7 protein-coding genes are annotated in these 26,442 nt (G+C 65.9%); 4 read left to right on the forward strand and 3 right to left on the reverse strand.

Annotated features, from left to right (window positions below; translation table 11 throughout):
• The first annotated feature begins 3 nt into the window (after positions 1-3).
• Positions 4-1,803: a sodium:proton antiporter gene (locus N7650_RS03390; protein ID WP_279897115.1), complete on the forward strand. Its 1,800-nt coding sequence runs from the start codon at positions 4-6 to the stop codon at positions 1,801-1,803.
• 385 nt (positions 1,804-2,188) lie between these two features.
• Here N7650_RS03390 and N7650_RS03395 read toward each other — a convergent pair whose 3' ends face one another.
• On the reverse strand, positions 2,189-3,049 hold the full coding sequence (locus tag N7650_RS03395) for a DUF2242 domain-containing protein (protein ID WP_064303510.1): 861 nt from the start codon (positions 3,047-3,049) through the stop codon (positions 2,189-2,191).
• A gap of 203 nt (positions 3,050-3,252) precedes the next feature.
• On the opposite strand from N7650_RS03395, the gene N7650_RS03400 reads away from it, so the two are divergent.
• From N7650_RS03400 to N7650_RS03410, 3 genes are all read left to right on the forward strand, one after another.
• Entirely contained in the window at positions 3,253-4,917 is a 1,665-nt protein-coding gene (locus tag N7650_RS03400) for a cyclic peptide export ABC transporter (protein WP_279897116.1), read from the forward strand.
• A gap of 175 nt (positions 4,918-5,092) precedes the next feature.
• On the forward strand, positions 5,093-7,483 hold the full coding sequence (locus N7650_RS03405) for a TonB-dependent siderophore receptor (RefSeq protein ID WP_279897117.1): 2,391 nt from the start codon (positions 5,093-5,095) through the stop codon (positions 7,481-7,483).
• Positions 7,484-7,748: 265 nt separating this feature from the next.
• On the forward strand, positions 7,749-9,986 hold the full coding sequence (locus N7650_RS03410; RefSeq protein WP_009403121.1) for a TonB-dependent siderophore receptor: 2,238 nt from the start codon (positions 7,749-7,751) through the stop codon (positions 9,984-9,986).
• A 169-nt stretch (positions 9,987-10,155) separates the two neighbouring features.
• Here the strand turns inward: N7650_RS03410 and N7650_RS03415 are convergent, their stop codons facing one another.
• Both N7650_RS03415 and N7650_RS03420 read right to left on the reverse strand, forming a co-directional pair.
• Positions 10,156-14,253: an amino acid adenylation domain-containing protein gene (locus N7650_RS03415; protein ID WP_279897118.1), complete on the reverse strand. Its 4,098-nt coding sequence runs from the start codon at positions 14,251-14,253 to the stop codon at positions 10,156-10,158.
• A 14-nt stretch (positions 14,254-14,267) separates the two neighbouring features.
• Positions 14,268-26,441, reverse strand: a complete 12,174-nt coding sequence (locus N7650_RS03420; protein WP_279897119.1) for a non-ribosomal peptide synthetase — start codon at positions 26,439-26,441, stop codon at positions 14,268-14,270.
• Position 26,442 lies beyond the last annotated feature (1 nt).

Here is a 26,442-nt window from a genome sequence, read left to right on the forward strand (position 1 = left end):
CGAATGAGCGAGCAACAGATCCTGCTGACGTTTGGCGGCATAGGGCTGGCGGCACTGGGCTGCCAGTGGCTGGCCTGGCGCCTGAAGCTGCCGGCGATCCTCTTTCTCCTGCTTGGCGGCATCCTTGTCGGTCCGGTGCTGGGCTGGCTCGATCCGCAGGCCATGTTCGGCCCGTTGCTGATGCCGCTGGTATCCCTGGCGGTGGCTTTGATCCTGTTCGAGGGCAGCCTGACCCTGCACCTCTCGCAATGGCGCGATATCGGCGCCGTCGTGCAGCGCATGGTGACCCTCGGGGCACTGGCGACCTGGATCGTCATCGCCCTGGCCACCCACTGGCTGCTGGGTTTCGACTGGCCGCTGGCGGTGCTGTTCGGCACCCTTACCCTGGTCACCGGTCCGACGGTGATCGTACCCATGCTGCGGGTAGTGCGTCCCAAGGCGACCATCGCCAATATCCTGCGCTGGGAAGGAATCGTCATCGACCCGATCGGCGCACTGCTGGCCGTGGTGGTGTACAGCTTCATCATTGCCAGCGCCGCCGACGAAGGCCTGAGCCAGAGCCTGAAGACCTTCGCCGGGGTGCTGTTCTGCGGTTGCGCCTTTGGCGCGGCGGGTGGCTGGTTGCTCGGCCAGGTGATGCGCGAACAATGGCTGCCGGAATACCTGCACAACCTGGCTTCGCTGGCGGCGGTGCTGGGAATTTTCGTCGCGGCCAACCAGGTCATGGCCGAATCCGGGCTGCTGGCGGTCACGGTCATGGGCATGTGGCTGGCCAATATGAGAGGCGTGGATGTGCGGCAGATCCTGCATTTCAAGGAAAACCTCAGCGTGCTGTTGATTTCCGGGCTGTTCATCCTGCTGGCAGCGCGTCTCGACCTGAACGCTCTGCTCGGTCTCGGCCCCGCAGTGCTGGCACTGCTGCTGGTCATCCAGTTGATTGCCCGGCCGCTGAATATCGCCCTTTCGACCTGGGGGTCGCCGCTGACCTGGCGGGAGCGGGCCTTGCTGGCCTGGGTCGCGCCGCGGGGCATAGTCGCTGCTGCCGTGTCGGCGATCTTCGCCATCCGCCTGGATGAAGCCGGGCATGAAGGCGCGCTGCTCCTGGTGCCACTGACCTTCGCCGTGATCATCGGCACTGTGGTCCTGCAAAGTGCTACCGCACGTCCCCTGGCGCGCCTGCTGAAAGTGGCGGACCCGGCGCCGAGCGGTTTCCTCATCGTCGGCGCCAACCCGCCGGCGCGGGCCATCGGCAAGGCGTTGCAGGAGATGGGCTGCCGGGTACTGCTGACCGACTCCAGCTGGGAGAACATCTGCGCGGCGCGCATGGACGGGCTACCGACCTATTTCGGCAACCCGGCGTCACAACATGCTGAAGTCCACCTGGATCTGGTCGGCCTCGGGCATCTGCTCGGGCTGTCCCCCGCCGGCGAGCTGAATGCACTGGCGTGCATGCGCTTCCGTCATGAGTTCGGCCCGCAACGCCTGTTCGCCCTGGCCAGCGGCCTTGAGGTCAGGCGCAGCGACAAGCACCGTGCCAGTCACGAACACCGTGGCGAGGCCCTGGGCAGCCAGGCACTGACCTATGTGCAACTGGCCAACCAGTTGCACCAGGGCGCCGAGCTATACAGCACGCACCTTACCGAGGCATTTGGCTGGGAGGCCTATCAAGCGTTGCATGGCGAGCGAGCGACGCTGTTGTTCGCCCGTGATGCCCAGGGCTGGGTGCATGTGTTCAGCCCGGACAGCCAGCCCAGGCCGGGAACCGGCTGGACATTGCTGGCGTTGATCCAGCCTCGGGACTGAGACGGGCTCAGAAGCCGGGCAATACCAAGGAGAGACGCGGCCCCTGTGGGAGCTGGCTTGCCAGCGATAGCTATGGTGAATTCACTAAAGCTATCGCTGGCAAGCCAGCTCCCACAGGGACCGCGTCGTCCTTACTAAAAAGGCCGGTTTCAAAACCGGCCCTTTTCATTTCATTCACAGCTCTGTCGCATCATCCGCCGGCTCCGGCACGTCCAGCTCCGAAGCGTGAAATTCGAGTAGTTCTTCCTGATAGTCGTCCATATTCCTGCTCCGTGTCTTCGTCTGTTTGTGTCCTGATTCACCCTAAAGTGCACCGGTGAAGGAAAAATGACAACAGCGTGTCCGAAAATAAACGTAGCAGGTGTTACAGGATTTATCCCGCGGGCTAGAGCGGTGCGGAAGGATCACCGTTGGTCGCCGGAGGCGCGGGTTCGTTCACCGCTGGCGTGGTCGGCTCCGCAGTCACCGGCGCAACCTGTTCGGCGGTGATGGGCGCAGCCTCGGCAGGCGGCGCCACCGGCTGCGAGCCCTGGCTGTCGTCCAGCACCGGCGCAGCCTGGGTTTCGGCGGCCGGCGCTGCGACCGGAGCGGTTTCGACCGGCGCCGCAGCCGGCACCTCGGCCTGGGGCGCAGCCAGCGCCGCCGGTTCCGGCACGCCCAGCTCGGCAGCCGGCTTGGCCGGCACCGGCGCTTCAGGCGCAGCGGCCTGCTTCTTTGGTGCCGGCGGCAGGAAGCTTTCCACCAGGGCGAAATAACGCTCGTAGAACTGTGCCGAGGTCACCGTCTCGCTCGCCACCTTGACCATCGAGTCGTCGGTGGAACCGATCGGCATCGACACCGAACCCAGCACCCCCACGCCAAGGCTTGCCGAGGTGTTGGACTTTTTCAGGGCATAGCGGTCCTGCAGGGCATTGGCGAAAACGGTGGAGCGCCCGCCGCCACCCATGTCGTCGGCGCAGACGACATTGAAGCTGATCTGCATATGGCTTTCACCGGTCTGCTGGAAGCTCTTGTTGCCGTTGACCTGGCCCTTGTCGGCCGTGGTGATGATGTAGCCCTGGCTGAGCAGCGCACGCCGCGCGGCTTCGCAGGAGCCGGCCTCGCTGACCGGGAAGCTGCGCGAATAGGTGCCCGAATCGTCGAAGTTCTCGTGTTCGTACACGGCGGCCTTCTTCGAGCTACAACCGGCGACACCCGCCAGCACAAGGGCCAGCCCGAGCGCAGCGCAGATGGTTGACTTGGACATTGCACATCCTGGAGAGGAAAAACGAACGGCGCCTATTGTGCTACAGCTGGCCGGGCACTGAAACCGCCAGGGCGCGAATCGGCGACAGAATTCATCTCGCCGACACGCGGTCGCAGCGCCTCGCCGCGCTAAATTTCCGGCGCCCGGGCTCGTCCTCTCCCTGACGGCGCAGAGCCCGTTTGCCCGCATTCCGAGAGAACCGCATGACCCTCAAGACCGAAAGCCTGGCCCGGGAAACCCTGAGAATCCTCAAGCCCTACTGGTGGCTGGTGGTTCTGTCCACGGTGCTGGGGATCGTCAGCGGTCTGAGTGTCACCGGCCTGCTCGCCACCATCAACCGCGCCATGACCCAGGACGGCGGGCCCGGCCTCGATGTCGCGCTGCTGTTCGCCGGCCTCTGCGTGCTGACCCTGGCCTGCTCCACCGGTTCCAGCCTGCTGAGCAACCGGGTCGGCCAGCGCGTGGTGGCCAACCTGCGCCGCGAACTGGCGGCGAAGATCCTCGTCGCGCCCATCGAACAACTGGAGCGCTACCGCTCGCACCGGCTGATCCCGGTGCTGCTCAACGACGTCACCACCCTGAGCAACTTCGCCCTGTCGGTGGCGCCCATGGTCATCGCCTTCACCGTGACCCTCGGCTGCCTCAGCTACCTGGCATTGCTCTCCTGGCAGATCCTGGCCCTGACCCTGCTCACCGTGATCACCGGCACCGGCGCCCAGTACCTGGCGCACCAGGCCGGGATGCGCAGCATCCTCCGCGCCCGGGACGGCGAGGACGAACTGCAGAAGCATTACCAGGCGATCTCCGCCGGGGCGAAGGAGCTGCGCATCCACCGCCGCCGGCGCCAGCACCTGCTGGACGAGCGCATCCACGGCACCACCGAGCGCATCTGCACCTCGAACATCCGCGCGGCGAACATCTTCGTCAGCGCCGAGACCTTCGGCTCCATGCTGTTCTTCGCCGTGATCGGCATCGCCATCGCCTTCCAGGCGCTATGGCCGGCCACCGACAAAAGCGTGCTGGGCGGCTTCGTGCTGGTGATGCTGTATATGAAGGGCCCGCTGGAGCGCCTGATCACCGCCCTGCCGATCATCTCCCGGGCGAAGATCGCCCTGCGCCGGATCGCCGAGCTGTCGTGGAAGTTTTCCTCGCCGGAGCCGCACCTGCTGGTCAACGACCGACCGTCGAGCCTGGGCGCCATGCAGACCCTGGAACTGCGCCAGCTTCGCTACGATTACCCGCCGGTGGACGGCGTCGACTCCTTCCACCTGGGCCCGGTCAACCTGAGCATCAAGCAGGGCGAGATCGTGTTCATCGTCGGCGAAAACGGCGGCGGCAAGACCACCCTGATCAAGCTGCTGCTGGGCCTGTACCCCGCGCAACAGGGCGAGATCCTGTTCAACGGCCAGGCGCTGGCCGCCGAGCAGCTGGACGACTATCGCCAACTGTTCACCACCATCTTCGCCGACTACTACCTGTTCGATGACCCGCTGCCAGGCGATGCGCCGGTGAGCGCCGATGCGCTGAAATACCTGGAACGCCTGGACATCGCGCACAAGGTCGGCATCCGCGACGGCGCCTTCACCACCACCGACCTCTCCACCGGCCAGCGCAAGCGCCTGGCGCTGATCAGTGCCTGGCTCGACGAGCGCCAGTTGCTGGTGTTCGACGAATGGGCCGCCGACCAGGACCCGGCCTTCCGCCGGGTGTTCTACACCGAGCTGCTGCCGGAACTGAAGCAACAGGGCAAGACCATCATCGTGATCTCCCACGATGACCGGTACTTCCCGGTGGCTGACCAGCTGGTGCGCATGCAGGGTGGGCGAATCACCGTGGAGCAGGTTGAGGACAGCGCCATTCCTGCCTGACACGAGACCGCCCGCCCCGACGGGCGAAAGTCTTTGCGCGGGACAATATGAAAATGTTTAGAAATGGATATCATTAACGTCGCGTGATAAGCCATCACCCTGACATCAACTGATTTCCAGATCCCGCCCAATGCACAGACTGCAACGACGCTGTTCGCTTCGCCTCGCGTGGCTGATGAAGCAGTGGCTACGCCGCTGGCCCGCGCCCCTGGCGAGCACCGCGCTGCTGGCATTCGGCAGCCAGGTGCAGGCCCAGGACGTCAGCTTCGACATCCCGGCGCAGCCGCTCTGGAGTGCTCTTCAGGAATGGGGCCGGCAAAGCGACCTGCAGGTTCTGGTCAATCCCGAGGCCATCCAGGGCAAGACCAGCACCCAGGTGCGCGGCCGCTACCCGCCGGAGCAGGCGGCGCGGATCCTTCTGCGCAACAGCGGACTCGACTTCAGCCTGGCAGGTGACACCCTGACCCTGACGATGCGCCAGGCCGCGGCAACCCTGGACATCAACCCGACCTCGATCAGCGCCGAGCCCGTCGAGCCGACCACCGAAGGCACCGGCTCCTACACCACGCCATCGTTGACCATCGGCAAGGCCGCCGAGTCGCTGCGCCGTACGCCGCAGTCGGTCACGGTGATGACCCGCCAGGTGATGGACGACCGCAACCTCACCAGCCTCGACCAGGTGCTGGCGCAGACCCCGGGCATGACCTTCGGCCAGCGCAACTACGGCTCGCACCTTTACCAGTCGCGCGGCTTCGTGGTGAACGACGAAAGCTACATGATGGATGGCATTCCCGGGCAGGCCTACAACCCCACCGCCTGGCTGCCCACCGACATGGCCATCTACGACCGCGTCGAAGTGCTGCGCGGCGCTGCCGGGCTGCTGATCGGCGCGGGCAGCCCGGGCGGCGCGGTCAACCTGGTGCGCAAGCACGCCACTGCCGAACCGCGCCTGACCCTGACCGCCCGCGCCGGCTCCTGGGACAGCTACCGTCTCGACCTCGACGCCGGTGGCAAGCTCAACGACCAGGGCACCGTGCGCGGACGCTTCATCACCGCCTATGAGGACGACGGCTCCTACCTCGACCAGAAACACACCAGCGCGCCGCTGCTGTACGGCATCGTCGATATCGACCTCGACGACGACACGGTACTGACCAGCAGCCTGCGCCATCAGTCGAGCACGGTCCGCGGCTATTCGATCTTCGGCCTGCCGCGCCATACCGATGGCAGCGCCCTGGACGTACCGCGCTCCACCGCCCTGGTGCAGGACTGGAATCGGCACCAGCCACGGATCACCGAGGTGTTCAACGAAATCACCCACCGCTTCAACGAAGACTGGACCGGCAAGCTGTCGCTGATCCATTCCGAGGGTGGCTTCCACCAGTCGATCGCCTACGCACGCGGCGCCGTGGATCCGGCAAGCGGGACCGGCGCGCAGTTTCGCGGCGTCGAGTTCCGCCACACCGACATCGACGGGACCGGGGTGGACAGCGTGCTCGACGGGCATTTCGAGCTGTTCGGCCAGGCGCACCAGATCACCAGCGGGATCAACTGGTCGCGCCAGGCGATACTGGAAAAGCGCGCGCCGGTGGCGCTGAGGGTCCCCATCGACCTGGATGACGTCGATCATCACGCCTTTCCCAAACCACCGCGGCCGGCCTGGTCGTCGATCAACAAGGTGATCGACGAGCGCTACGGGATGTTCGCCAAGGCCAACCTGCACCTGTCCGATCCCCTGGCGCTGATCCTCGGTGCGCGGCTCAGCTGGTACACCTACGACTTCGACTACCGCATCGGCGGCGGCGACTTCACCGACCACCAGCAGGGCCGTGTCACCCCGTTCGCCGGGCTGATCTACGACCTTGACGATGACTGGTCTTGGTACGCCAGCTACACCGACATCTTCCAGCCGCAAAGCATCTACCGCTCGGTGGATGGCTCGACCCTCGACCCGGCCATCGGGGCCAGCTACGAAACCGGGCTCAAGAGCGAACTGCTGGACAAGCGCCTGAACGTCTCGGCGGCGCTGTTCTACATCCGCCAGAAGGGGGTCTACGCCATCGACCCCGCCAGCGAGGGCAAGTGCCTGACCAACGATATCGCCGGCACCTGTTACATCAACGGCACGGTCCAGCGCAGCCGCGGCGTCGAGCTGCAGGCCAGTGGCGAAGCCCTGCCCGGCTTGCAGTTGCTGGCCGGCTACACCTTCAACCTGACCCGCAGCAGCGCCGGCGGACCGGTTTCGCCGGAAACTCCCAGGCACCTGCTGCGCGCCAGTGCCAGCTACACCCCGCCCGGCGCCTGGCACCGCCTGAGCCTGGGTGCAGGCGTCTCGGCCCAGTCCGGCTACCGCAGCGATGGCGGCCAGGGCATTGACTACGGCGCGCCCGGCCATGCGGTGTGGGATGCGCGCATCGCCTGGAAACTCGATGACCACTGGACCCTCGGCCTCAACGCCGACAACCTCTTCGACCGCACCTACTACACCGCCGCAGCCGCCCTGGACCGCGGCACCCTCTACGGCGACCCGCGCAGCTACGTGCTGAGCCTGCGCGGCGATTTCTGATTTTCAGACGCCCCCTGTCGCCACGAATCGACGGTATCAAGGCGCCATAAATCCGACGATCTGCACCCCAAAACCGCCATTGCGCAGCAAACAACGGAAAGTGAAATTTCCGTTAAATCCTCGCACCTGCAACTCGTTCTCTATAACGACAAAACGCGCTCCGCCAGGAAAGACCCGGCCTTGCCACGACGCCGGCGCAGAAGCGAGCCGTTGACTCAGCGACGCCAACACTCACGACACAACCCTTAGAACGAGTCTTCTGCACATGCACACACCGTCCCGCCTTACGCCCTTGAGCAAGGCCTTGCTGCTGCGCCAGGCCGCCTTCGGCCTGGCCTTGACCCTGCCCTTCGCTGCCCAGGCCTATGCCCAGGAAGCGGAGGCCGAGACCGAGGCCCAGGCCGCCAACGGCGCCCCGGCGACGCTGAACCTGGCACCGACCAACATCAACTCGCAGGTGCTGGGCACTACCACCGAGAACACCGGTTCCTATACCACCGGGGCGGTGACCATCGGCAAGGCGGCGCAGTCGTTGCGTGAAACCCCGCAGTCGGTGACGGTGATGACGCGGCAATTGATGGACGACAAGAACCTCACCAGCCTTGACCAGGTGCTGTCCAAGACCCCGGGCCTGTCCTTCAGCCAGCGCAACTTCGGCTCCCACGTCTACCAGTCGCGCGGCTTCGTGCTGAGCGAAGACAGCTACATGATCGACGGCATCCCCGGCCAGGCCTACAACATGAGCGGCTGGATGGCTCCGGACATGGCCATCTACGACCGCGTCGAAGTCCTGCGTGGCGCCTCCGGCCTGCTGGTCGGCGCCGGCAACCCGGGCGGAGCGGTGAACCTGGTACGCAAGCGCGCCACCTCGGAGCCGCAGTTCTCCATCACTACCCGCGCCGGCTCCTATGACAACTACCGCGTCGACCTGGATGGCAGCGGCCGCCTGAATGACCAAGGCACCCTGCGCGGGCGCTTCGTCACCGCCTATGAGGACAAGGGGTCCTGGCTGGACGAATACAGCGCCAAAACGCCGCTGCTGTACGGCGTCCTCGAAGCTGACCTGGCCGATGACACCACCCTGACCATGAGCCTGCGCCGCCAGGAAAAACGCATCGACGGCTATTCGATCTGGGCGCTGCCGCGCTACTCCAATGGCCAGTCCCTGGATATCTCCCGCTCCACCGCCCTGGTGCAGGACTGGAACCACCTGAACACCAACATGACCGAGGCGTTCCTGGAGCTGAACCACCGCTTCAACGACAACTGGAGCAACAAGACCTCGTTCACCTGGTCCAAGGCCGACCTGGACATGGTCGCCGCCTACGGTAACGGTGCGATCAACCCGGTCACCCAACGCGGTTCGGTGTTCCAGAACGTCGAGTTCCGCCATACCAACGTCGAAAGCGTGGGTATCGATAGCTTCATGGACGGTCATTTCGAGGCCTTCGGCCAGTCCCACCAGGTTACCCTAGGCGCGAACTGGTCGCGCCAGGACGTGACCGAGCGCCGCGCGCCCTATCGGCGTGCAACGCCGATCCCGATCAATATCTTCGACGTCGATCACCACGCCTTCGCCAAGCCGCAGCGTCCGGCCTGGTCGCTGGTATCCGAGTATGTCGACGAACGCTCCGGCATCTATGCCAACACCCGCCTGCACCTGACCGAGCCGCTGAGCCTGGTCCTGGGTACCCGGGTCAGTTGGTACAAGTACGACTACGACCAGAAACTCGGTGCCGGCAACGACTACCTGACCCAGCAGAACCGCGAGGTCACCCCATTCGCCGGGCTGATCTACGACTTCAGCGAACACTGGTCGTGGTACGCCAGCTACGCCGACATCTTCAAGCCGCAGAACGACCGGACCTGGGACGGCTCGCCGCTCGACCCGGCCATCGGCACCAACTATGAAACCGGGATCAAGGGCGAGTTGTTCGACAAGCGCCTGAACCTGTCGGCGGCGGTCTTCTACATCAAGCAGGAAGACCTCGCCATCAACGATCCTGACGAAACCCACCTGTGCCCGAGCAACCCGAGCATGACCTGCCAGATCAACGGCCTGGTCCAGCGCAGCAAGGGCATCGATCTGGAAGCCAGCGGCGAGGTGCTGCCGGGCCTGGAAGTCCTCGCCGGTTATACCTACAACCGCATCGTCAGCCCGCAAAGCAACGCGCTGACCACCGACACGCCGAAGCACCTGGCACGCATCAGCACCAGCTACACCCCGCAGGACGGCGAATGGAACCGCCTGACCGTGGGCGCCGGCGTCTCCGCGCAATCGCGCTACGAGAACAAGCTCGCCGGTGGCTATGACTACGGCTCCCCAGGCCGCGCCATCTGGGATGCCCGTATCGGCTGGAAGATCGACGAGCACTGGAAGGTCAACCTGACCGGGGAAAACCTCTTCGACCGCAAGTACTGGTCCACCGCCTCGGGCCTCAACCGCGGCAACGTCTGGGGTGACCCACGCACCTTCATGCTGAGCCTGCGCGGCGACTTCTGATCGTTCGACAGCGCTAAAACAAAAGGCCAGCTCGGTTAACTCGACTGGCCTTTTTCCTGGCATCTGCGCGGACCCTGTGGGAGCTGGCTTGCCAGCGATTGCTGCGGTGAATTCAACATTGCAATCGCTGGCAAGCCAGCTCCCACAGGGGCCGCGTCGTCCTTACGGCCTACTCCATGTCTTCCAGTTCGAGCTGGATGCTATTGAGCAACTCTGGCGCCAGCACCACATCATCATGCTTCACCCCCGCCAGTGTTTCCGACCACAGCTCCTCCAGCCCGCAACCCGCCTTCAACAGCGCTTCGGCAGCGGCGACCTGCTCATCGCTTCGGCTGCCACCCGCCCACCAGCAATGCGGCCTGACCTTCAGCGGCTTGAGCACGAACGCCTGCCCCAGCGCCATGTTCGCGCTGAGCAACTCGTACCCGCTGGCAATTTCCGCCTGTACGCCGATGTCGCGGTGAATCGCCCGCAGGGCCTCGATGTCCGTGCCGCTGATTGCAGCAACCTCGACCATTACCCAGTCCGCCGCCTGCTTCGGATCCTCGAACCGGGCAGTCCCTTCCTCGATCAGGTCCAGCACCACCGCCTCGCCGATCCCCGGCGCGAACGCCAGCAGGCTTTTCACCAGGCCGTCCCATGGCCCGGCCTCGGGTTCCTCGCCGTTATCATTGGCCAGGGCCTGCTCGCCCTGGGGCAGATGGGTATCCACCAGCCCGAGGAACGCCACGGTCTCGCCTGCCGATTCCAGCGCATGCGCCACCTCGATGGCCAGCGCCCCGCCCAGGGACCAGCCCAGCAGGTTGTAGGGCCCGTGCGGGCGCACTGTGCGGATCTGCTCGACGTAGTAGCCGACCATGGCGTCCCACGAGGTTTCCTTCCAGCCCGGCACCACATAGCTTTTGTTGACCACCCCGAGCACGCTGCGCTGCGGGCCCAGGTGCCCGGCCAATGGATAGTAGGCGTAGGTACCGCCGCCTCCGGGCGGCAGGCAGAACAGCGGGGCTTTGTCGCTGGCGCTGATGTTCATGCTGATCACCGGGTTGTTCACCCGGCGCTCGCCTGCGGCGATGAAGTCGGCCAGGTCCTCGAAGGTTTCCAGCAACAGGAAGTCATGCAGGCTGAGACTGGTGTCGAAGGCTTCACGCAAGCGGCTGACCAGGGTGATCACCAGCAACGAATGACCGCCGAGGGCAAAGAAGTTGTCCTTGAGCCCTACCCGCTCGACCTTGAGCACGTCCGTCCAGATCCGTGCCAGTTGCCGCTCGCGCTCGTTGCGCGGCGGCTGGTATTCGCCCAACGCCAGGCTGGCATCGGGCTTGGGCAGCGCCTTGCGGTCGAGCTTGCCGTTGGGGGTCTGGGGCATCCTGTCCAGCCAGGTGAAGTGGCTGGGCACCATGTAGTCCGGCAGGCCGGCTTTCAGGTGCGCCTTGAGGGCGCTGCGCAGTTCCGGGGTGTCCTGCTCCGCGACCAGGTACGCCGCCAGTTGGTTATCGATATCGATCACCACGGCTTCACGCACCGCCGGGTGTTCCAGCAGCCGGGCCTCGATCTCGCCCAGTTCGATGCGGAAACCACGGATCTTCACCTGATGATCCAGGCGCCCCACGTATTCGATCACCCCGTCGGCCCGGTAGCAGGCCACGTCGCCGGTGCGGTACAGGCGCCCGCCGGTGCTGGAGAACGGATCCGGCACGAAGCGCTCGGCGGTCAGTGCCGGACGCTGGTGGTAACCACGGGCCAGGCCGTCGCCACCGATCAGCAATTCACCGCGAGCGCCGACCGGCAGTACGTCGAGGTCGTCGCTGACGATATGCAGCGTAGTGTTCGCCAGCGGTTTGCCCAGCCAGATATCGTCGGCGCGGGTCAGGTAGTGACGAGCCGACCAGATGGTGGTTTCGGTCGGACCGTAGACGTTCCATACATGCCCGGCCTGGTCGATCAGGCGCTGGGCCAGCTCGGCGTTCAGGGCTTCGCCGCCACAGAGGATGGTCTTGCCACTCAAGGCACCGGCTGGCGCCGCATCGAGCATCATCCGCCAGCTCGACGGCGTGGCCTGGATCACGCTGGCTTGCTGCTCGGCGATCACCTGCAACAGGGCCTGTGGATCCTTGTTCTGGTGCGGCTTGAGCAAGACCACCGAGGCACCGCGGATCAGCGGCAGATAGAGCTCCAGGCCGGCGATATCGAAGGACAGCGAGGTCAGCGCCAGCACCCGGTCAGCCGCCGCCAGTCCCGGCTTGTCGGCCATGCTGAAGAGGAAGTTGACCAAGGCCTGGTGGTGGATGGTCACGCCCTTCGGCAGGCCGGTGGAGCCGGAGGTGTAGATCACGTAGGCGAGGTTTGCCGGGCCGGCAGTCGCGGGGAGGTCGTCACTGGCGTAGCCGTCCAGCCAGTTGCCGTGCTGGTCCACGCACAAGGTCTGCACGCCGGCCGGAATGCTCAGTTGCCCAACCAGCGAAGACTGGCTCAGCAGCAGGCGCAGGCCGCTGTCCTGCATCATGTAGCTCAGCCGGTCCGCCGGGAAATCCGGGTCCAGCGGCACATAGGCACCACCGGCCTTGAGGATCGCCAGCAGGCTGACGACCATCTCCGGACCGCGCTCCAGCGCCACGCCCACCAGCACATCCGGGCCAACGCCCAGCTCGCGCAGCTTGTGCGCCAGCTGGTTGGCATAGGCGTTCAGTTGCGCGTAGCTCAGCGAGGCATCGGCGCTGACCAGTGCGACCGCCTCCGGGGTAGCCAGTACCTGCGCTTCGATCAACGCCGGCAGGCATTGCCCGCGTGGGTAATCGAGCTGGCTCTGGTTCCAGCCCTCGAGAATCTGCTGGCGCTCCTGCGCATCCAGCAGCGGCAATTCGGCCACCCGCTGCCCGACATCCAGGCAGATACCTTCCAGCAGGTTGCGCCAATGCCGGGCAAAACGCTCGGCGCTCGCCGAATCGAACAACGCCGTGGCATAGGTCAGTGCCGCGCCCACGCCGCTGTCGCGCTCCAGGGTTTCCAGGGTCAGGTCGAACTGCGCGGTGTGCTGGCCCGATTGCAGCTTTTCCACGCTCAATCCAGGCAACTGCCGGGCCTGGGTCGCCGATTGGGTCTGGTGGTTGAACATCACCTGGAACAGCGGGCTGCGCCCCAGGTCGCGCTCCGGTTGCAGGGCCTGCACCAGTTGCTCGAACGGCAGGTCCTGATGGGCCTGGGCCTGCACGGCGGTGTGCTTGACCTGTTGCAGCAACTGCCCGAAGGTGGTGTCCGCCGCGAATTCGGCCTTGAGCACCTGGGTATTGACGAAGAAACCGATCAGCCCCTCGGTCTCGGCCCGATTGCGGTTGGCGGTGGGCACGCCGACGCGGATATCGGCTTGCCCCGAATAGCGGTGCAGCAAGGTCTGGAACGACGCCAGCAGGAGCATGAACAGGGTCACGCCCTGCTGCCGCGCCAGCGCCTTGAGCTTTTGCGCCAGTGCTGGCGGCAGGTCGATATCCAGGCGTGCGCCGGCATGGCTCTGCACCAAGGGCCGCGGACGGTCGGTGGGCAGTTCCAGCACCGGCTGCGCACCACCCAGTTGCGCAGTCCAGTAGGCCAGTTGGCGTTCCTGCTCGCCGGCCTCCATCCAGTTGCGCTGCCAGATGGCATAGTCGGCGTACTGGATCGGCAAGGCCGGCAGGTGCACCGCTTGTCCACGACGGTGGCCGTCGTAGAGGCGCACCAGCTCGTCGATCATGATCGGCATCGACCAGCCATCGGAAACGATATGGTGCTGGACCACGGTCAGCACATGCTCCTCGGCGCCCACCCGCAGCAGGCGGACGCGCAGCAGCGGCCCTGCCTGCAGGTCGAACGGCGCGCTCAGTTCCGCAGCTACCCGGGCGTGCAGATCCGCCGCGTCGACATCGTCCACCGGCAGATGGAACGGCACCGGCTCATGCACCACCTGCACCGCCTGCTCACCCTCCTGGCGGAAGGTGGTGCGCAGGGTTTCGTGGCGGGCGACCAGGCCCTCGAACGCGGCCTCCAGGGCAGCGACATCGAGCATCCCGGTCAGGCGCAGGGCCACCGGAATGTTGTAGGCACTGCTGCCAGGCTCCAGTTGCCAGAGGAACCACTGGCGCTGCTGGGCGTAGGACAGCAGCGCGCAGGCCTCGGGTTCGCGCCTGAAGATCGGCGTGACGCCGTACAGATTCACCCCCTGGCGCTTGAGCAAGGCGGCCAGCGCCTTGCGTTCACGGGCAGACAGGGATTTCACGGAGTCAAGCAGCTCTTGCACGTTGGGATCTCCAGTCAGGCGAGCAGGTTGTCGATTTCCTCTGCACTAAGACGTTTGAGGGCCTCCAGCGATTTAGTCAGTTCGTCCTGGGCATGATCGACCTGCCCCTGTTTCGCCGCGACCACGGCGCACAGGTCCTGCAGGGTGCTCTTCTCGAACAGCTCGCGCAGGGCGATATCGCAGCGCAACTGCTCGCGGATGCGCACCAGCATCTGCACCGCCAGCAACGAGTGCCCGCCCATCTCGAAGAAGTTGTCGGCCAGACCGACCCGCTCCACTTGCAGGACATCCGCCCAGATAGTTGCCAACTGCTGCTCCAGCTCGCTGACCGGGGCCACATACGCACCTTGCAGGTTGGCCGCATCCGGCTTGGGCAGGGCCTTGCGGTCCAGCTTGCCGTTGGCGGTCAGCGGGAAGCTCTCCAGCAGGACCAGATGGGTCGGGACCATGTAGTCCGGCAGGTTGGCTTTCAGGTGGGTTTTCAGGGTCTCGCGCAGCTCGGCCTGGTCCGGGTTGGCGGGGATCAGATAGGCCGCCAGTTGCTGGCCCGCCGGGCCATCCACCGCCAGCACCACCACCTCGCGCACGCCTTCATGCTCTTGCAGCCGCGCCTCGATCTCGCCCAGTTCGATACGGAAACCGCGGATCTTCACCTGATGGTCGATACGGCCGGCGTACTCGATCACGCCCTCCTCGCGGAAGCGGGCAAGGTCGCCGGTGCGGTACAGGCGGCTGCCGTCTTTCGCGAACGGATTGGGCACGAAGCGTTCGGCGGTCAGGGCGGCACGGTTGTGGTAGCCGCGAGCGAGGCCGGCATGGCCGACATGCAATTCGCCGCAGACGCCGGTTGCCACCGGGTTGAAGTCGGTGTCCAGCACGTACATCGACAGGTCCGGGATCGCTTCACCGATCGGACTGACTTCGGCCTGTACCAGGTCCGCCCTGGTGATTGGACGGTAGGTCACGTGCACCGTGGTTTCGGTGATGCCGTACATGTTGATCAGGCGTGGCTGCTGGTCACCGAAGCGGTCGAACCACGGTTGCAGGCTGGCCACGTCCAGTGCTTCGCCGCCGAATACCACATAGCGCAAGCTCAGCGGCTCGGTTGAAACGCGGACCAGTTGCTTGAACGCCGATGGAGTCTGGTTCAGCACCGTGACCTTTTCATCCACCAGCAGTTGGTTGAAGTCTTCCGGCGAACGGGTCACCTCACGCGGCACGACTACCAGACGCCCGCCATGCATCAGCGCACCGAAGATCTCCCACACGGAGAAGTCGAAGGCGTAGGAATGGAACAGGGTCCACACGTCTTTCTCGTCAAAGCCGAACCACTCATCCGTGGCCTCGAACAGGCGCAGGACATTCTGGTGCGGCAGCAACGCCCCCTTCGGCTTGCCGGTCGAACCGGAGGTGTAGATCACATAAGCCAGGTTGTCCGGCGAGGTCAGGTTGACCGGATTCTGGTCGCTGTAGCCCTCGAACGAACCCAGCAGATCCGCCTGGGTCAGCAGCAGCTTGATGCCACTGTCTGCCTTCATGTAGTCGAGACGGTCCCGTGGATAATCCGGGTCCAGCGGTACATAGGCGCCACCAGCCTTGAGAATGCCGAGGATACCGACCAGCATTTCCAGGCTGCGCTCGACTGAAAGACCGACCAGCACATCCGGCCCAACGCCCTGCTCGCGCAGCTTGTGCGCCAACTGGTTCGCCCGACCGTTCAGCTGTGCATAAGTCAGCGCTTGAGCACCAAAACTCACGGCCACCGCTTCCGGCACCCGCGCCGCCTGGGCCTCGATGCGCTGGTGAATGCACTGCTCGCTCGGGAAGATCGCCACTTCCTGGCCCACCACCGAAGGCAGAGCCAGTTCACCCAACGCCGCCTGCGAATCCACTACCAGCGCACGCAGCAGATGGTCGAAATGCTCCACCAGCCGCGCCATGACGTCATCACTGAAACGCTGGCGATCGAAGTTGAAGCGCACACCCAGCGCATCGCCGGCCGAGACGATCAGGGTCAGCGGATAGTGGGTCTGCTCCAGGTTGATCACGCTGCCGAACTTCAGGTCATCCGGCGCCGCCTGTTGCAGCGCCTCGGACACCGGATAGTTCTCGAACACGAGGATATTGTCGAACAGCGCCTCGCCGCCCTGCCCGGCCCAGCGCTGGATGTCATAGAGCGGCGTGTGCTCGTGCTCGCGCAAGGCCAGGTTGAGGGTCTGCACCTGCTGCACGAAGTCCCCCACGCGCTGCTCCGGGCGCGGGCTGCCGACCACCGGCAGGGTGTTGATGAACAGGCCGAGTTGTTCCTCGATCCCCGCCAGTTCCGCCGGACGCCCGGATACCGTGGCGCCGAAGGTCACGCTGGACTGCCCGGTATAGCGTTGCAGCAGCAACAGCCACGCCGCCTGGACCAGGGTGTTGAGGGTGACCCGCTGTTCGCGGGCGAACTCGTTGAGCTTGCGGGTTTCGGCCTGGTCCAGCGCGTAATGCCGGTCGGTATAACCCTGGGCCGTGGCGGTCGACCTGAGCACCTGGACCAACCGGGTCGGCTCGTCCAGCACCGCCAGTTGTCCGCTCCAGAAACGCTGGCTGAGCGCCGCATCCTGGCGTTGCAGCCACTCGATGTAGTCGCGATAGCGCGCGCCGCTCTGCGCCGGCACTTCACCGTGGTAACGCTGCAACACCTCGCCGAGCAGGCGCGAGTTGCTCCAGCCGTCCATCAGGATGTGGTGGCTGGTGTAGACCAGGTGATGGCTGTCTTCGCCGGTGCGCAGCAGGGTCAGGCGCAGCAGGGCTTCCTGCTCCAGGTCGAAGCCGCGCTGGCGGTCGCCATCGGCCCAGGCCTTGATCGCCGCCTCGGAATGGTCACGCCCGCGCCAGTCCTGTTCGGCAAAGGTCGCGACGACCTGGCGGCGGATCACTTGCAACGGCTGCTGCATATCGCTGATGAAGCTGGCGCGCAGCACTTCGTGCTGGTCGATCAGCGCCTGCCAGGCCGCCTTGAAGCGCGGCACATCGAGGCCACGGACATCGACGCGCAGCTGGTTGATGTAGTTGCCCGCCTCCTTTTCATAGAGGCTGTGGAACAGCATGCCCTGCTGCATCGGCGACAGCGGATAGACATCGGCGATCTCGGCGATGGCGATCGGCAGGCGGTCGATCTGCGCCTGCTCCAGCCGCGCCAGCGGGAAGTCCGACGGCGTGGCCCCGGCCACTCCGGCGCCCAGGCAATGGGCGGTCAGTTGGCGCAGTTCCTCGCCATAACGCTTGGCCAGGTCCTGCATCAGCGCCGGCTCGAAGGCTTCGGTGCTGAAACGCCAGTTCAGCTCCAGCTCGCCGCCATAGACCTGGCCGCTGATGCTGAGCAGGCTGTCCAGCGGCGCCTCGGCGCTGTGCATGTCGCCACGGCTTTCGCCGGCGGGGACGAACAGAGCGTCCTCGGCAGCAAAGCTGCCGTCGAACTGGCCCAGGTAGTTGAACACGATATTGCCCTTGGCCAGGGCCGCCAGGCTGCGGCGGGCCTCGTCGCTGCCGAGGTAGCGCAGCACGCCGTAGCCGATGCCCTTGTTGGGGATCGCGCGCAGTTGTTCCTTGATGGTCTTCAGCGAGCCGGCCAGATCCGCCTGGGGGCTGAGCTTCACCGGGTAGATGCTGGTGAACCAGCCGAGGGTCCGGGTGATGTCCAGTTCGTCGAACAGGTCCTCGCGGCCATGGCCCTCCAGCTTGATCAGCGCCGAGTCCTGCCCGGTCCACTGGCAGATGACCCGGGCCAGGGCGGTCAGCAGCAGGTCGTTGATCTGCGTGCGGTAGGCCGCCGGGGCGTCCTGCAGCAACTGGCGGGTGGTGTCGCGGTCGAGACGGGTGGACACGCTGGTGATCTGGCGGCTGGTCAGCGGGCCGCAGGCATGATGCGGCAGGGCATCGCTGACGCCCTCCAGTTGCGCCTGCCAGTAACCCAGCTCCTGCTCCAGTGCCGGACTGCGGGCGTAGTCGCGCAGGCGCTCGCCCCAGTGCTTGAAGGCACTGGTCTTGCGCGGCAGGGTCACGGGCTTGCCGTCCAGCAGCGCGCTATAGGCGTTTTGCAGGTCTTCCAGGAGGATGCGCCAGGACACGCCGTCCACCACCAGGTGGTGGATCACCAGCAGCAGGCGCTGCGAGCCGTCCGGCAGGTCGGCCAGCAAGGCGCGCAGCAGATGGCCCTGTTGCAGGTCGAGGCTGCGCTGGGCCTGTTGCACCAGCGGCTCCAGCTCATCGGCGCGGTTCAGCCGGCGCTGCCAGAGCAGCGCGGCATCGTGACGGGCACCGTGGCGGGCCTGCCAGACGCCGTTGTCTTCAACGAAAGCCAGGCGCAGCGCATCGTGCTGCACCAGCAGCGCACGCAGGGCGTGTTCCAGTGCGTTGGCATCAAGCGCGCGGGACGGCTGCAACAGCACCGCCTGATTGAAGTGATGGCGCTGCGGCATGTCGCCGTCGAAGAACCAGTGCTGCACCGGCGTCAGCGGGGCGATGCCCTCGACCGCGCCCTGCTCGATGCTGGTGGCTTCGGCCAGCCGCGCCACCGCCGCCAGGCTCTGCACGGTCTGGCGCTGGAACAGGTCCTTCGGAGTGAAGAAGATCCCGGCATGACGGGCGCGGCTGACCACCTGGATGGAGATGATCGAATCGCCGCCCAGCTCGAAGAAGTTGTCGCTCAGGCCGACCTTTTCCACCTTGAGCACATCGGCCCAGATCGCCGCCAGTTGCTGTTCCAGGGCACTCTGCGGCGCCACGTAGGCGGCTTGCAGGTTGGCCGCATCGGGTTTCGGCAGGGCCTTGCGGTCCAGCTTACCGTTGGCGGTCAGCGGGAAGGATTCCAGCTGGATCAGGTGGGTCGGAACCATGTAGTCCGGCAGGTTCGCCCGCAGATGAGATTTCAGGCTGTCACGCAGGTCGCCCTGATCCGGGTTGGCCGGAATCAGGTAGGCCGCCAGTTGCTGGCCCGCCGGGCCATCGACCGCCAGCACTACCACCTCGCGTACGCCTTCATGCTCTTGCAGCCGCGCTTCGATCTCACCCAGCTCGATACGGAAGCCGCGGATCTTCACCTGGTGGTCGATGCGGCCGGCGTACTCGATTACGCCTGCTTCGTGGAAGCGGGCAAGGTCACCGGTGCGGTACAGGCGGCTGCCGTCTTTCGCGAACGGGTTGGGTACGAAACGCTCGGCGGTCAGGGCGGCGCGATTGTGGTAGCCGCGAGCGAGGCCGGCGTGGCTGACATGCAGTTCGCCGCAGACACCGGTTGCCACTGGGTTGAAGTCGGTGTCCAGCACGTACATTGACAGGTCGGGGATGGCCTCACCGATCGGGCTGACTTCGGCCTGTACCAGGTCCGCCTTGGTAATTGGCCGGTAGGTGACGTGCACCGTGGTTTCGGTGATGCCGTACATGTTGATCAAACGCGGCTGCTGGTCACCAAAGCGGTCGAACCAAGGTTGCAGGCTACCCACGTCTAGCGCTTCGCCGCCGAACACCACGTAACGCAGGCTCAGCGGCTCGGTTGCAACGCGGACCAGTTGCTTGAAGGCCGAAGGCGTCTGGTTCAGTACCGTGACCTTTTCGTCCACCAGCAACCGGTTGAAGTCTTCCGGCGAACGGGTCACCTCACGCGGTACCACCACCAGACGGCCACCATGCATCAGCGCACCGAAGATCTCCCACACGGAGAAGTCGAAGGCGTACGAGTGGAACAGCGTCCACACGTCTTTCTCGTCGAAGCCGAACCAGCCCTCGGTCGCTTCGAACAAACGCAGGACGTTGTGATGCGGCAACAGCGCGCCCTTCGGCTTGCCGGTGGAACCGGAGGTGTAGATCACGTAGGCCAGGTTGTCCGGCGAGGTCAGGTTGACCGGGTTCTGCTCGCTGTAGCCCTCGAACGAACCCTGCAGATCCGCCTGGGTCAGCAACAGCTTGATACCGCTGTCTGCCTGCATGTAGTCGAGACGGTCCTGTGGATACTCAGGGTCCAGCGGCACATAGGCGCCACCAGCCTTGAGAATACCCAGTACGCCAACCAGCATTTCCAGGCTGCGTTCAACGGACAGGCCCACCAGCACATCCGGCCCCACGCCCTGCTCGCGCAGCTTGTGCGCCAGCTGGTTGGCCCGGCTGTTCAGTTGTGCATAAGTCAGCTGCTCACCGCCAAAAGTCACGGCCACCGCTTCCGGCACCCGCGCCGCCTGGGCCTCGATGCGCTGATGAATGCACTGCTCGTTCGGGAAGACCGCCACTTCCTGTCCCGCCACCGAAGGCAGAGCCAGTTCGCCCAGCGCCGCCTGCGGATTGGCCACCAGCGCGCGAAGCAGATGGTCCAGATGCGCGGCCAGTTGCACCACCGCCGTATCGGCGAAGAAACGCCGGTCATGGCTCAGGCGCATGGACAGCGTGGTGCCGGCGTTGATTACCAGGGTCAACGGATAGTGGGACTGCTCGCGGTTGACCAGCGCACCGAATTCCAGCCCTTGCGGCGCGGTCTGTTGCAGCGCCTCGGACACCGGGTAGTTCTCGAACACCAGGATAGTGTCGAACAGCGCTTCGCCGCCCTGCCCGGCCCAGCGCTGGATCTCGTTGAGCGGCGTGTGTTCGTGCTCGCGCAGGGCCAGGTTGAGGTTCTGCACCTGCTGCACGAAGTCCGCCACGCTCTGCTCCGGGCGCGGGCTGCCGACCACCGGCAGGGTGTTGATGAACAGGCCGAGCTGTTCCTCGATGCCCGGCAGGTCCGCCGGACGCCCGGCCACGGTGGCGCCGAAGGTGACGCTGGACTGCCCGGTATAGCGTTGCAGCAGCAACAGCCACGCGGCCTGGACCAGGGTGTTGAGGGTAACCCGCTGCTCGCGGGCGAACTCGCCGAGGCGCTGGGTCAGGGCCGCATCCAGCACCTGGGACTGCTCGCCGTAGCCCGTGCCGGCAACACCGGACCTGAACGCCTGGACCAGCCGGGTCGGTTCGTCCAGGTGTTGCAGGTGCTGCTTCCAGAACTGCTGGCTGGCGCTGCCGTCCTGGCGTTGCAGCCACTCGATATAGTCGCGATAGCGCCCGCCCTGGCCGGCAATGTCCTTGCCGCTGTAGCGCTGCAGCACCTCGCCGAGCATGCGCGAGCTGCTCCAGCCATCCATCAGGATGTGATGGCAGGTGTAGACCAGTTGATAACGCTGCTCACCGGTACGTGCCAGCGCCAGGCGCAGCAGCGGCCCGCGGCTCAGTTCGAAGCCAGCTTCGCGCTCGCCGGCCGCCCAGGCATCGAGCCAGGCTTGCTGGTCGGCCTGGCCACGGGCATCGACTTCGCTGAAGGGTACTTCGACCTGACGCAGCACCACCTGCAACGGCTGCTGCAGTTCGCTGACGAACACGCTGCGCAGCACATCGTGCTGGTCCACCACCGCCTGCCACGCCGCCCGGAAACGGGCGACATCGAGGCCATTGACCTCGACCCGCAGCTGGTTGATGTAGTTGCCGGCCTCCTGCTCGTAGAGGGTGTGGAACAGCATGCCCTGCTGCATCGGCGCCAGCGGGTAGATGTCCTGGATAGTGCCGGCGGGCACCGGCAGGCCATCCAGTTCGGCCTGGGCCAGGCTCACCAGCGGGAAGTCCGACGGCGTGATGCCGGCCACTGCCGGCGTGGTGCAGTGCTCCACCAGCAGGCGCAGTTCGGCCGCATAGTCATCCGCCAGGCGCTGCACGGTCTCGCGCTCGAACACCGCGCTACTGAAGCTCCAGCCCAGGTCCAGCTCGCCGCCGTAGACCTGGCCGTTGATGCTCAGCAGCGCCGCCAGTGGCGCGGCGAAGTCCTGGCCGTCGCCGGCGCTTTCGCCGGACGGCGCGAACAGCGCGTCCTCGGCGGTGAAGCTGCCGTCGAACTGGCCCAGGTAGTTGAAGACGATAGTGCCCTGGGCCAAGGCGCCCAGCGTCTCGCGGGCGGCGTCGTTGCCCAGGTGACGGAGCACGCCGTAGCCGATGCCCTTGTTGGGGATCGCACGCAGCTGCTCCTTGATCGCCTTGAGCGAAGCCTCCAGCGACGCCGCCGGGGTCAGGCGCACCGGGAACAGGGTGCTGAACCAGCCGACGGTGCGGCTCAGGTCGATATCCTCGAACAGGTCCTCGCGACCATGGCCTTCCAGGCGGATCAGCGCATGGGCCTGCCCGCTCCAGCGGCAGATGACCCGGGCCAGGGCGGTCAGCAGTAGGTCGTTGATCTGCGTGCGGTAGGCCGCCGGGGCGTCCTGCAGCAGGCGCCGGGTCAGCTCGACATCCAGATGGGTGCTGACCGACACGGCATGGCGGCGCTCCTGGCTGCCGTCGGGATGGTCGCACGGCAGCTCGTCACTGACCCCGCGCAACTGCGCCTGCCAGTAATCCAGTTCCTGCTCCAGCGCCGGGCTTACCGCATAGTCGTGCAACTGGCCGGCCCAGGCTTTCAGCGAGCTGGTCTTGGCTGGCAACTCGACAGCCTTGCCCGCCATCAGGGCAGCGCAGGCCTGTTGCAGGTCTTCCAGCAGCACGCGCCAGGACACGCCATCCACCACCAGGTGGTGGATCACCAGCAGCAGACGCTGTTCACCGTCGGCAAGGTTGATGAGCACGGCGCGCAGCAGCGGGCCGTCGGTCAGGTTCAGGCTGCGCTGGGCCTCGTTGGCCAGTTCGCGCAGATCGGCGCCCTCGGCCAGCTCACGGACCCACAGCACGCCAGCGCTGCTGGCCGGGGCGAAGCTGGCCTGCCAGCCGGCGGACTGCTGTCGGAAACTCAGGCGCAGGGCATCGTGCTGCTCGATCAGCGCGTGCAGGGCCGGCTGCAAATGGGCGGCATCGAGACGCACGCTCGGTTTGAGCATCACCGCCTGGTTCCAGTGCTGGCGCTCGGGGATGGCGGTGTCGAAGAAGCGCGCCTGGATCGGCAGCAGCGGCAGGCGCCCGCTGATCTGTGCCGGGGCCGGGGCGGCAGCCTTCTTCTCGATCAGTTTGGCGACGGTGGCCAACTGGCCGATGGTCTGTTTCTCGAACAGCTGCTTGGGGCTCAGCTTGATGCCCTGGCGCTTGGCCCGGGCGATGATCTGCAGGCTGAGGATCGAGTCGCCACCCAGTTCGAAGAAGTTGTCGGTGCTGCCCACCTGCTCCAGCTTGAGCACATCACACCAGATGGCCGCGAGCTTTTCCTCGATCTCGCCGCTGGGTGCCACGTAACGCTGCTTGACCGCGCCCGGCCTGGGCAGGGCACGCTTGTCCAGCTTGCCGTTGGCGGTCAGCGGCAGGCGCTCCAGCACAAGGATCTGTGCCGGCACCAGGTATTCCGGCAGGCTTGCCGCAAGTTGCTGGCGCAGGGCTTCGGCTTGCAGGGTGACGCCGCTGGCCGGGACGCAGTAGCCCACCAGTTGCAGACGCGTTTCATCGCTGTCCTGCGGCAAGGCCAGGACCACCGCCTCGGCCACGCCGTCGAGGCCTTGCAGCAAATGGCCGACTTCGCCCGGTTCGACCCGGTAACCGCGGATCTTCACCTGGTCGTCGGCGCGGCCCAGGTATTCCAGCACGCCGTTCACCAGACGCGCACGGTCGCCGGCGCGATAACGGCGCTGGCCGTTTGCAGCGGGGACGAAGCGCTCGGCCGTCAGCGCCGGCTGCCCCAGATACCCCTGGGCCAGGCCCGCGCCACCGAGATACAGCTCGCCGGCAACGCCTTCGGCCACCGGGTTGAGCCAGGCGTCCAGCACCTGCGCGCTGCCGTTCGCCAGCGGCTGGCCAACCGGCACGCTGCGACAGCCGGCGAGCTCGCCCACTTCGTGGGTGAGGATGCCCACGGTGGTTTCGGTCGGACCATAGTGGTTGAGCACACGGCAGGCCTTCAGGCTGCGGATCTGTTCCAGCAGGCTCCAGCTGCTGGCTTCGCCACCGAGCACCAGCAGCTCGCGTGGCAGCACATCCGCCGCCTTCGCCGCCTGCAACAAGCCTTGCAGGTGGCTCGGCACGATCTTCAGCACATCGATGCGGTGTTCGGCCATATAGGCGGCGAAACGGTCCGGATCGAAGGCGTGCTCATGGGACAGCAGGTGCAGCGCACGGCCGGACGCCAGGGCACCGAACAGCATGGTGTGGCCGAGGTCGGCGGCGATGGTCGAGACCATGGCCAGGCTGGCGTCGGCGCTCAGGTCCAGGCGTTCCAGCACGGCCTGTACATAGTTGCTCAGCGCGCCATGGCTGATCACCACACCCTTCGGCTGACCGGTGGAGCCGGAGGTGTAGATGATGTAGGCCGGTTGTTCGCCATGGATGCGCACGGCGGGCGCGCGGGTATCGCGTTCGGCCCACAACGACGGATTCCAGTTCAGCGCCGGGCAGCCCAGGTCCATTTCAGCACCCTGGATCAGCAGCACCGCGCCGCTGTCACGCACCAGCTGGCGCAGGCGCTCCTGCGGCTGGCGGCTGTCCAGCGGCAGGTACACCGCCCCCAGCTTGAGCACCGCCAGCAGGCTTACCACCCACTCGATGCCGCGCTCCTGGCACAGCGCCACGACCTGCCCGGCCTCGACGCCTTGCTCTTGCAGGTAGTGGGCAAGCTGGTTGGACTGCGCCTCCAGTTGCCCGTAGTCGAGGGTCTGCTCGCCAGCGCGCAGGGCCAGCTTGCCGCTCCCGGCTTGCAGGCCTTGCTGCCACAGGGAAACGAAGTCGCCACCGATCAGCGCCGGGGCCTGCGGTGCCGCCAGCTGCGGCGCCTGCTCGGGGAAGGCCAGCAGCGGCTCGGCAACATGGGCCACGAGGTGTTCCAGCACGCGGCGCAGCGACCCGGCGATACGCTCGATGGTCGCCGCCTCGAACAGGTCGGTGGCATAGGTGAAGTAGCCACGCACGCCGTCCGGGCCATCGACGAAGTCATAGGCCAGGTCGAACCGCGCATCGCTGGAGCCGGAAGCGTACTTCTCCACGCTCAGGCCATCGACACCGCGCTCGGCCTCGCTGCCGTCCTCGGCCACGAATACCTGCTGGTTGATCTTGAACTGGAACAGCGGGTTGTGGCCGAGGTTGCGCTCCGGCGCCAGGGCGTCCACCAGATGCTCGAACGGCAGTTCCTGATGGGACTGGGCGCCACTGACCACCTGCTTGACCTGCTCCAGCAGGGCGGCGAAGGTCTGCCGCTCGTCCACCTGCACACGCAGGACCTGGGTGTTGATGAAGAAGCCGATCAAGCCTTCCAGCTCGGCGCGGGTACGCCCGGCATTCGGTGCGCCGATACGGATGTCCGCCTGGCCGCTGTAGCGCGACAGCACCACCGACATGGCCGCCAGGGACAGCATGAACAGGGTCACGCCGTTGTTGCGCGCCACCTGCTTGAGCTGCTCCGACAACTGCGCCGGCAGATCGGCGCGCAGCACGGCACCGCGGTAGCTCGGTTGCAGCGGGCGCTCGTGATCCAGCGGCAGGCTCAGCACAGGCTGTTCGTCGCCCAGCTGTTCCTTCCAGTACGCCAGCTGGCGCTCGCCCTCGCCGGCTTCCAGCCAGGCGCGCTGCCAGATCGCATAGTCGGCGTACTGGATCGCCAGTTCCGGCAAGGGCGCCGGTTGCCCGCTCGACTGCGCCTGGTAGAGCTGGACGAACTCGCGCACCAGCAACTGCCCGGACCAGCCATCCGACACCACATGGTGCATGCACAGGGTCAGCACATGCTCGCTGGCACCGAGACGGAACAGCCTGACCCGCAGCAGCCGGTCACCCAGCAGATCGAACGGCGCCTGCAATTCGGCCTCGACCAGGGCGGCCAGGCGGCTCTCGTCGGTAACTTCGAGCACTTCCAGCGCCACCGGCACCCGGTCGAGGATTTCCTGATGGAACTCGCCTTCCACGGAGACGAAACGGGTGCGCAGGGTTTCATGGCGCTGTACCAGTTGCTCCAGCGCACGGCCCAGCGCCGCCTGGTCCAGCGGGCCGTTCAGACGCACCGCCATGGGCACGTTGTAGGCGCTGTTGTCCGGCTCCATCTGCCACAGGAACAGCATGCGCTGCTGGGCGTAGGACAGCGGGATACGCGGGGTATCGGTGCGGGTCACGGCAATCGGCAGGAGACGGAAGCTCTGCCCGGTCTCGCGCATCTTGTCGAGGATCTGCCGGCGCTGCTCCAGGGGCAGGCCGACGAAACGTTTGGCAATGCGCTGTGCGGTCGTCTTGTCCATC

Source organism: Pseudomonas sp. GD04058 (assembly GCF_029836855.1).
Taxonomy (GTDB): domain Bacteria; phylum Pseudomonadota; class Gammaproteobacteria; order Pseudomonadales; family Pseudomonadaceae; genus Aquipseudomonas; species Aquipseudomonas bharatica.

Coding starts and splice junctions, on each gene's coding strand:
- N7650_RS03395 (WP_064303510.1), bottom strand. CDS start 3,049: ATGTCCAAGTCAACCATCTGCGCTGCGCTCGGGCTGGCCCTTGTGCTG.
- N7650_RS03420 (WP_279897119.1), bottom strand. CDS start 26,441: ATGGACAAGACGACCGCACAGCGCATTGCCAAACGTTTCGTCGGCCTG.
- N7650_RS03410 (WP_009403121.1), top strand. CDS start 7,749: ATGCACACACCGTCCCGCCTTACGCCCTTGAGCAAGGCCTTGCTGCTG.
- N7650_RS03405 (WP_279897117.1), top strand. CDS start 5,093: ATGAAGCAGTGGCTACGCCGCTGGCCCGCGCCCCTGGCGAGCACCGCG.
- N7650_RS03390 (WP_279897115.1), top strand. CDS start 4: ATGAGCGAGCAACAGATCCTGCTGACGTTTGGCGGCATAGGGCTGGCG.
- N7650_RS03400 (WP_279897116.1), top strand. CDS start 3,253: ATGACCCTCAAGACCGAAAGCCTGGCCCGGGAAACCCTGAGAATCCTC.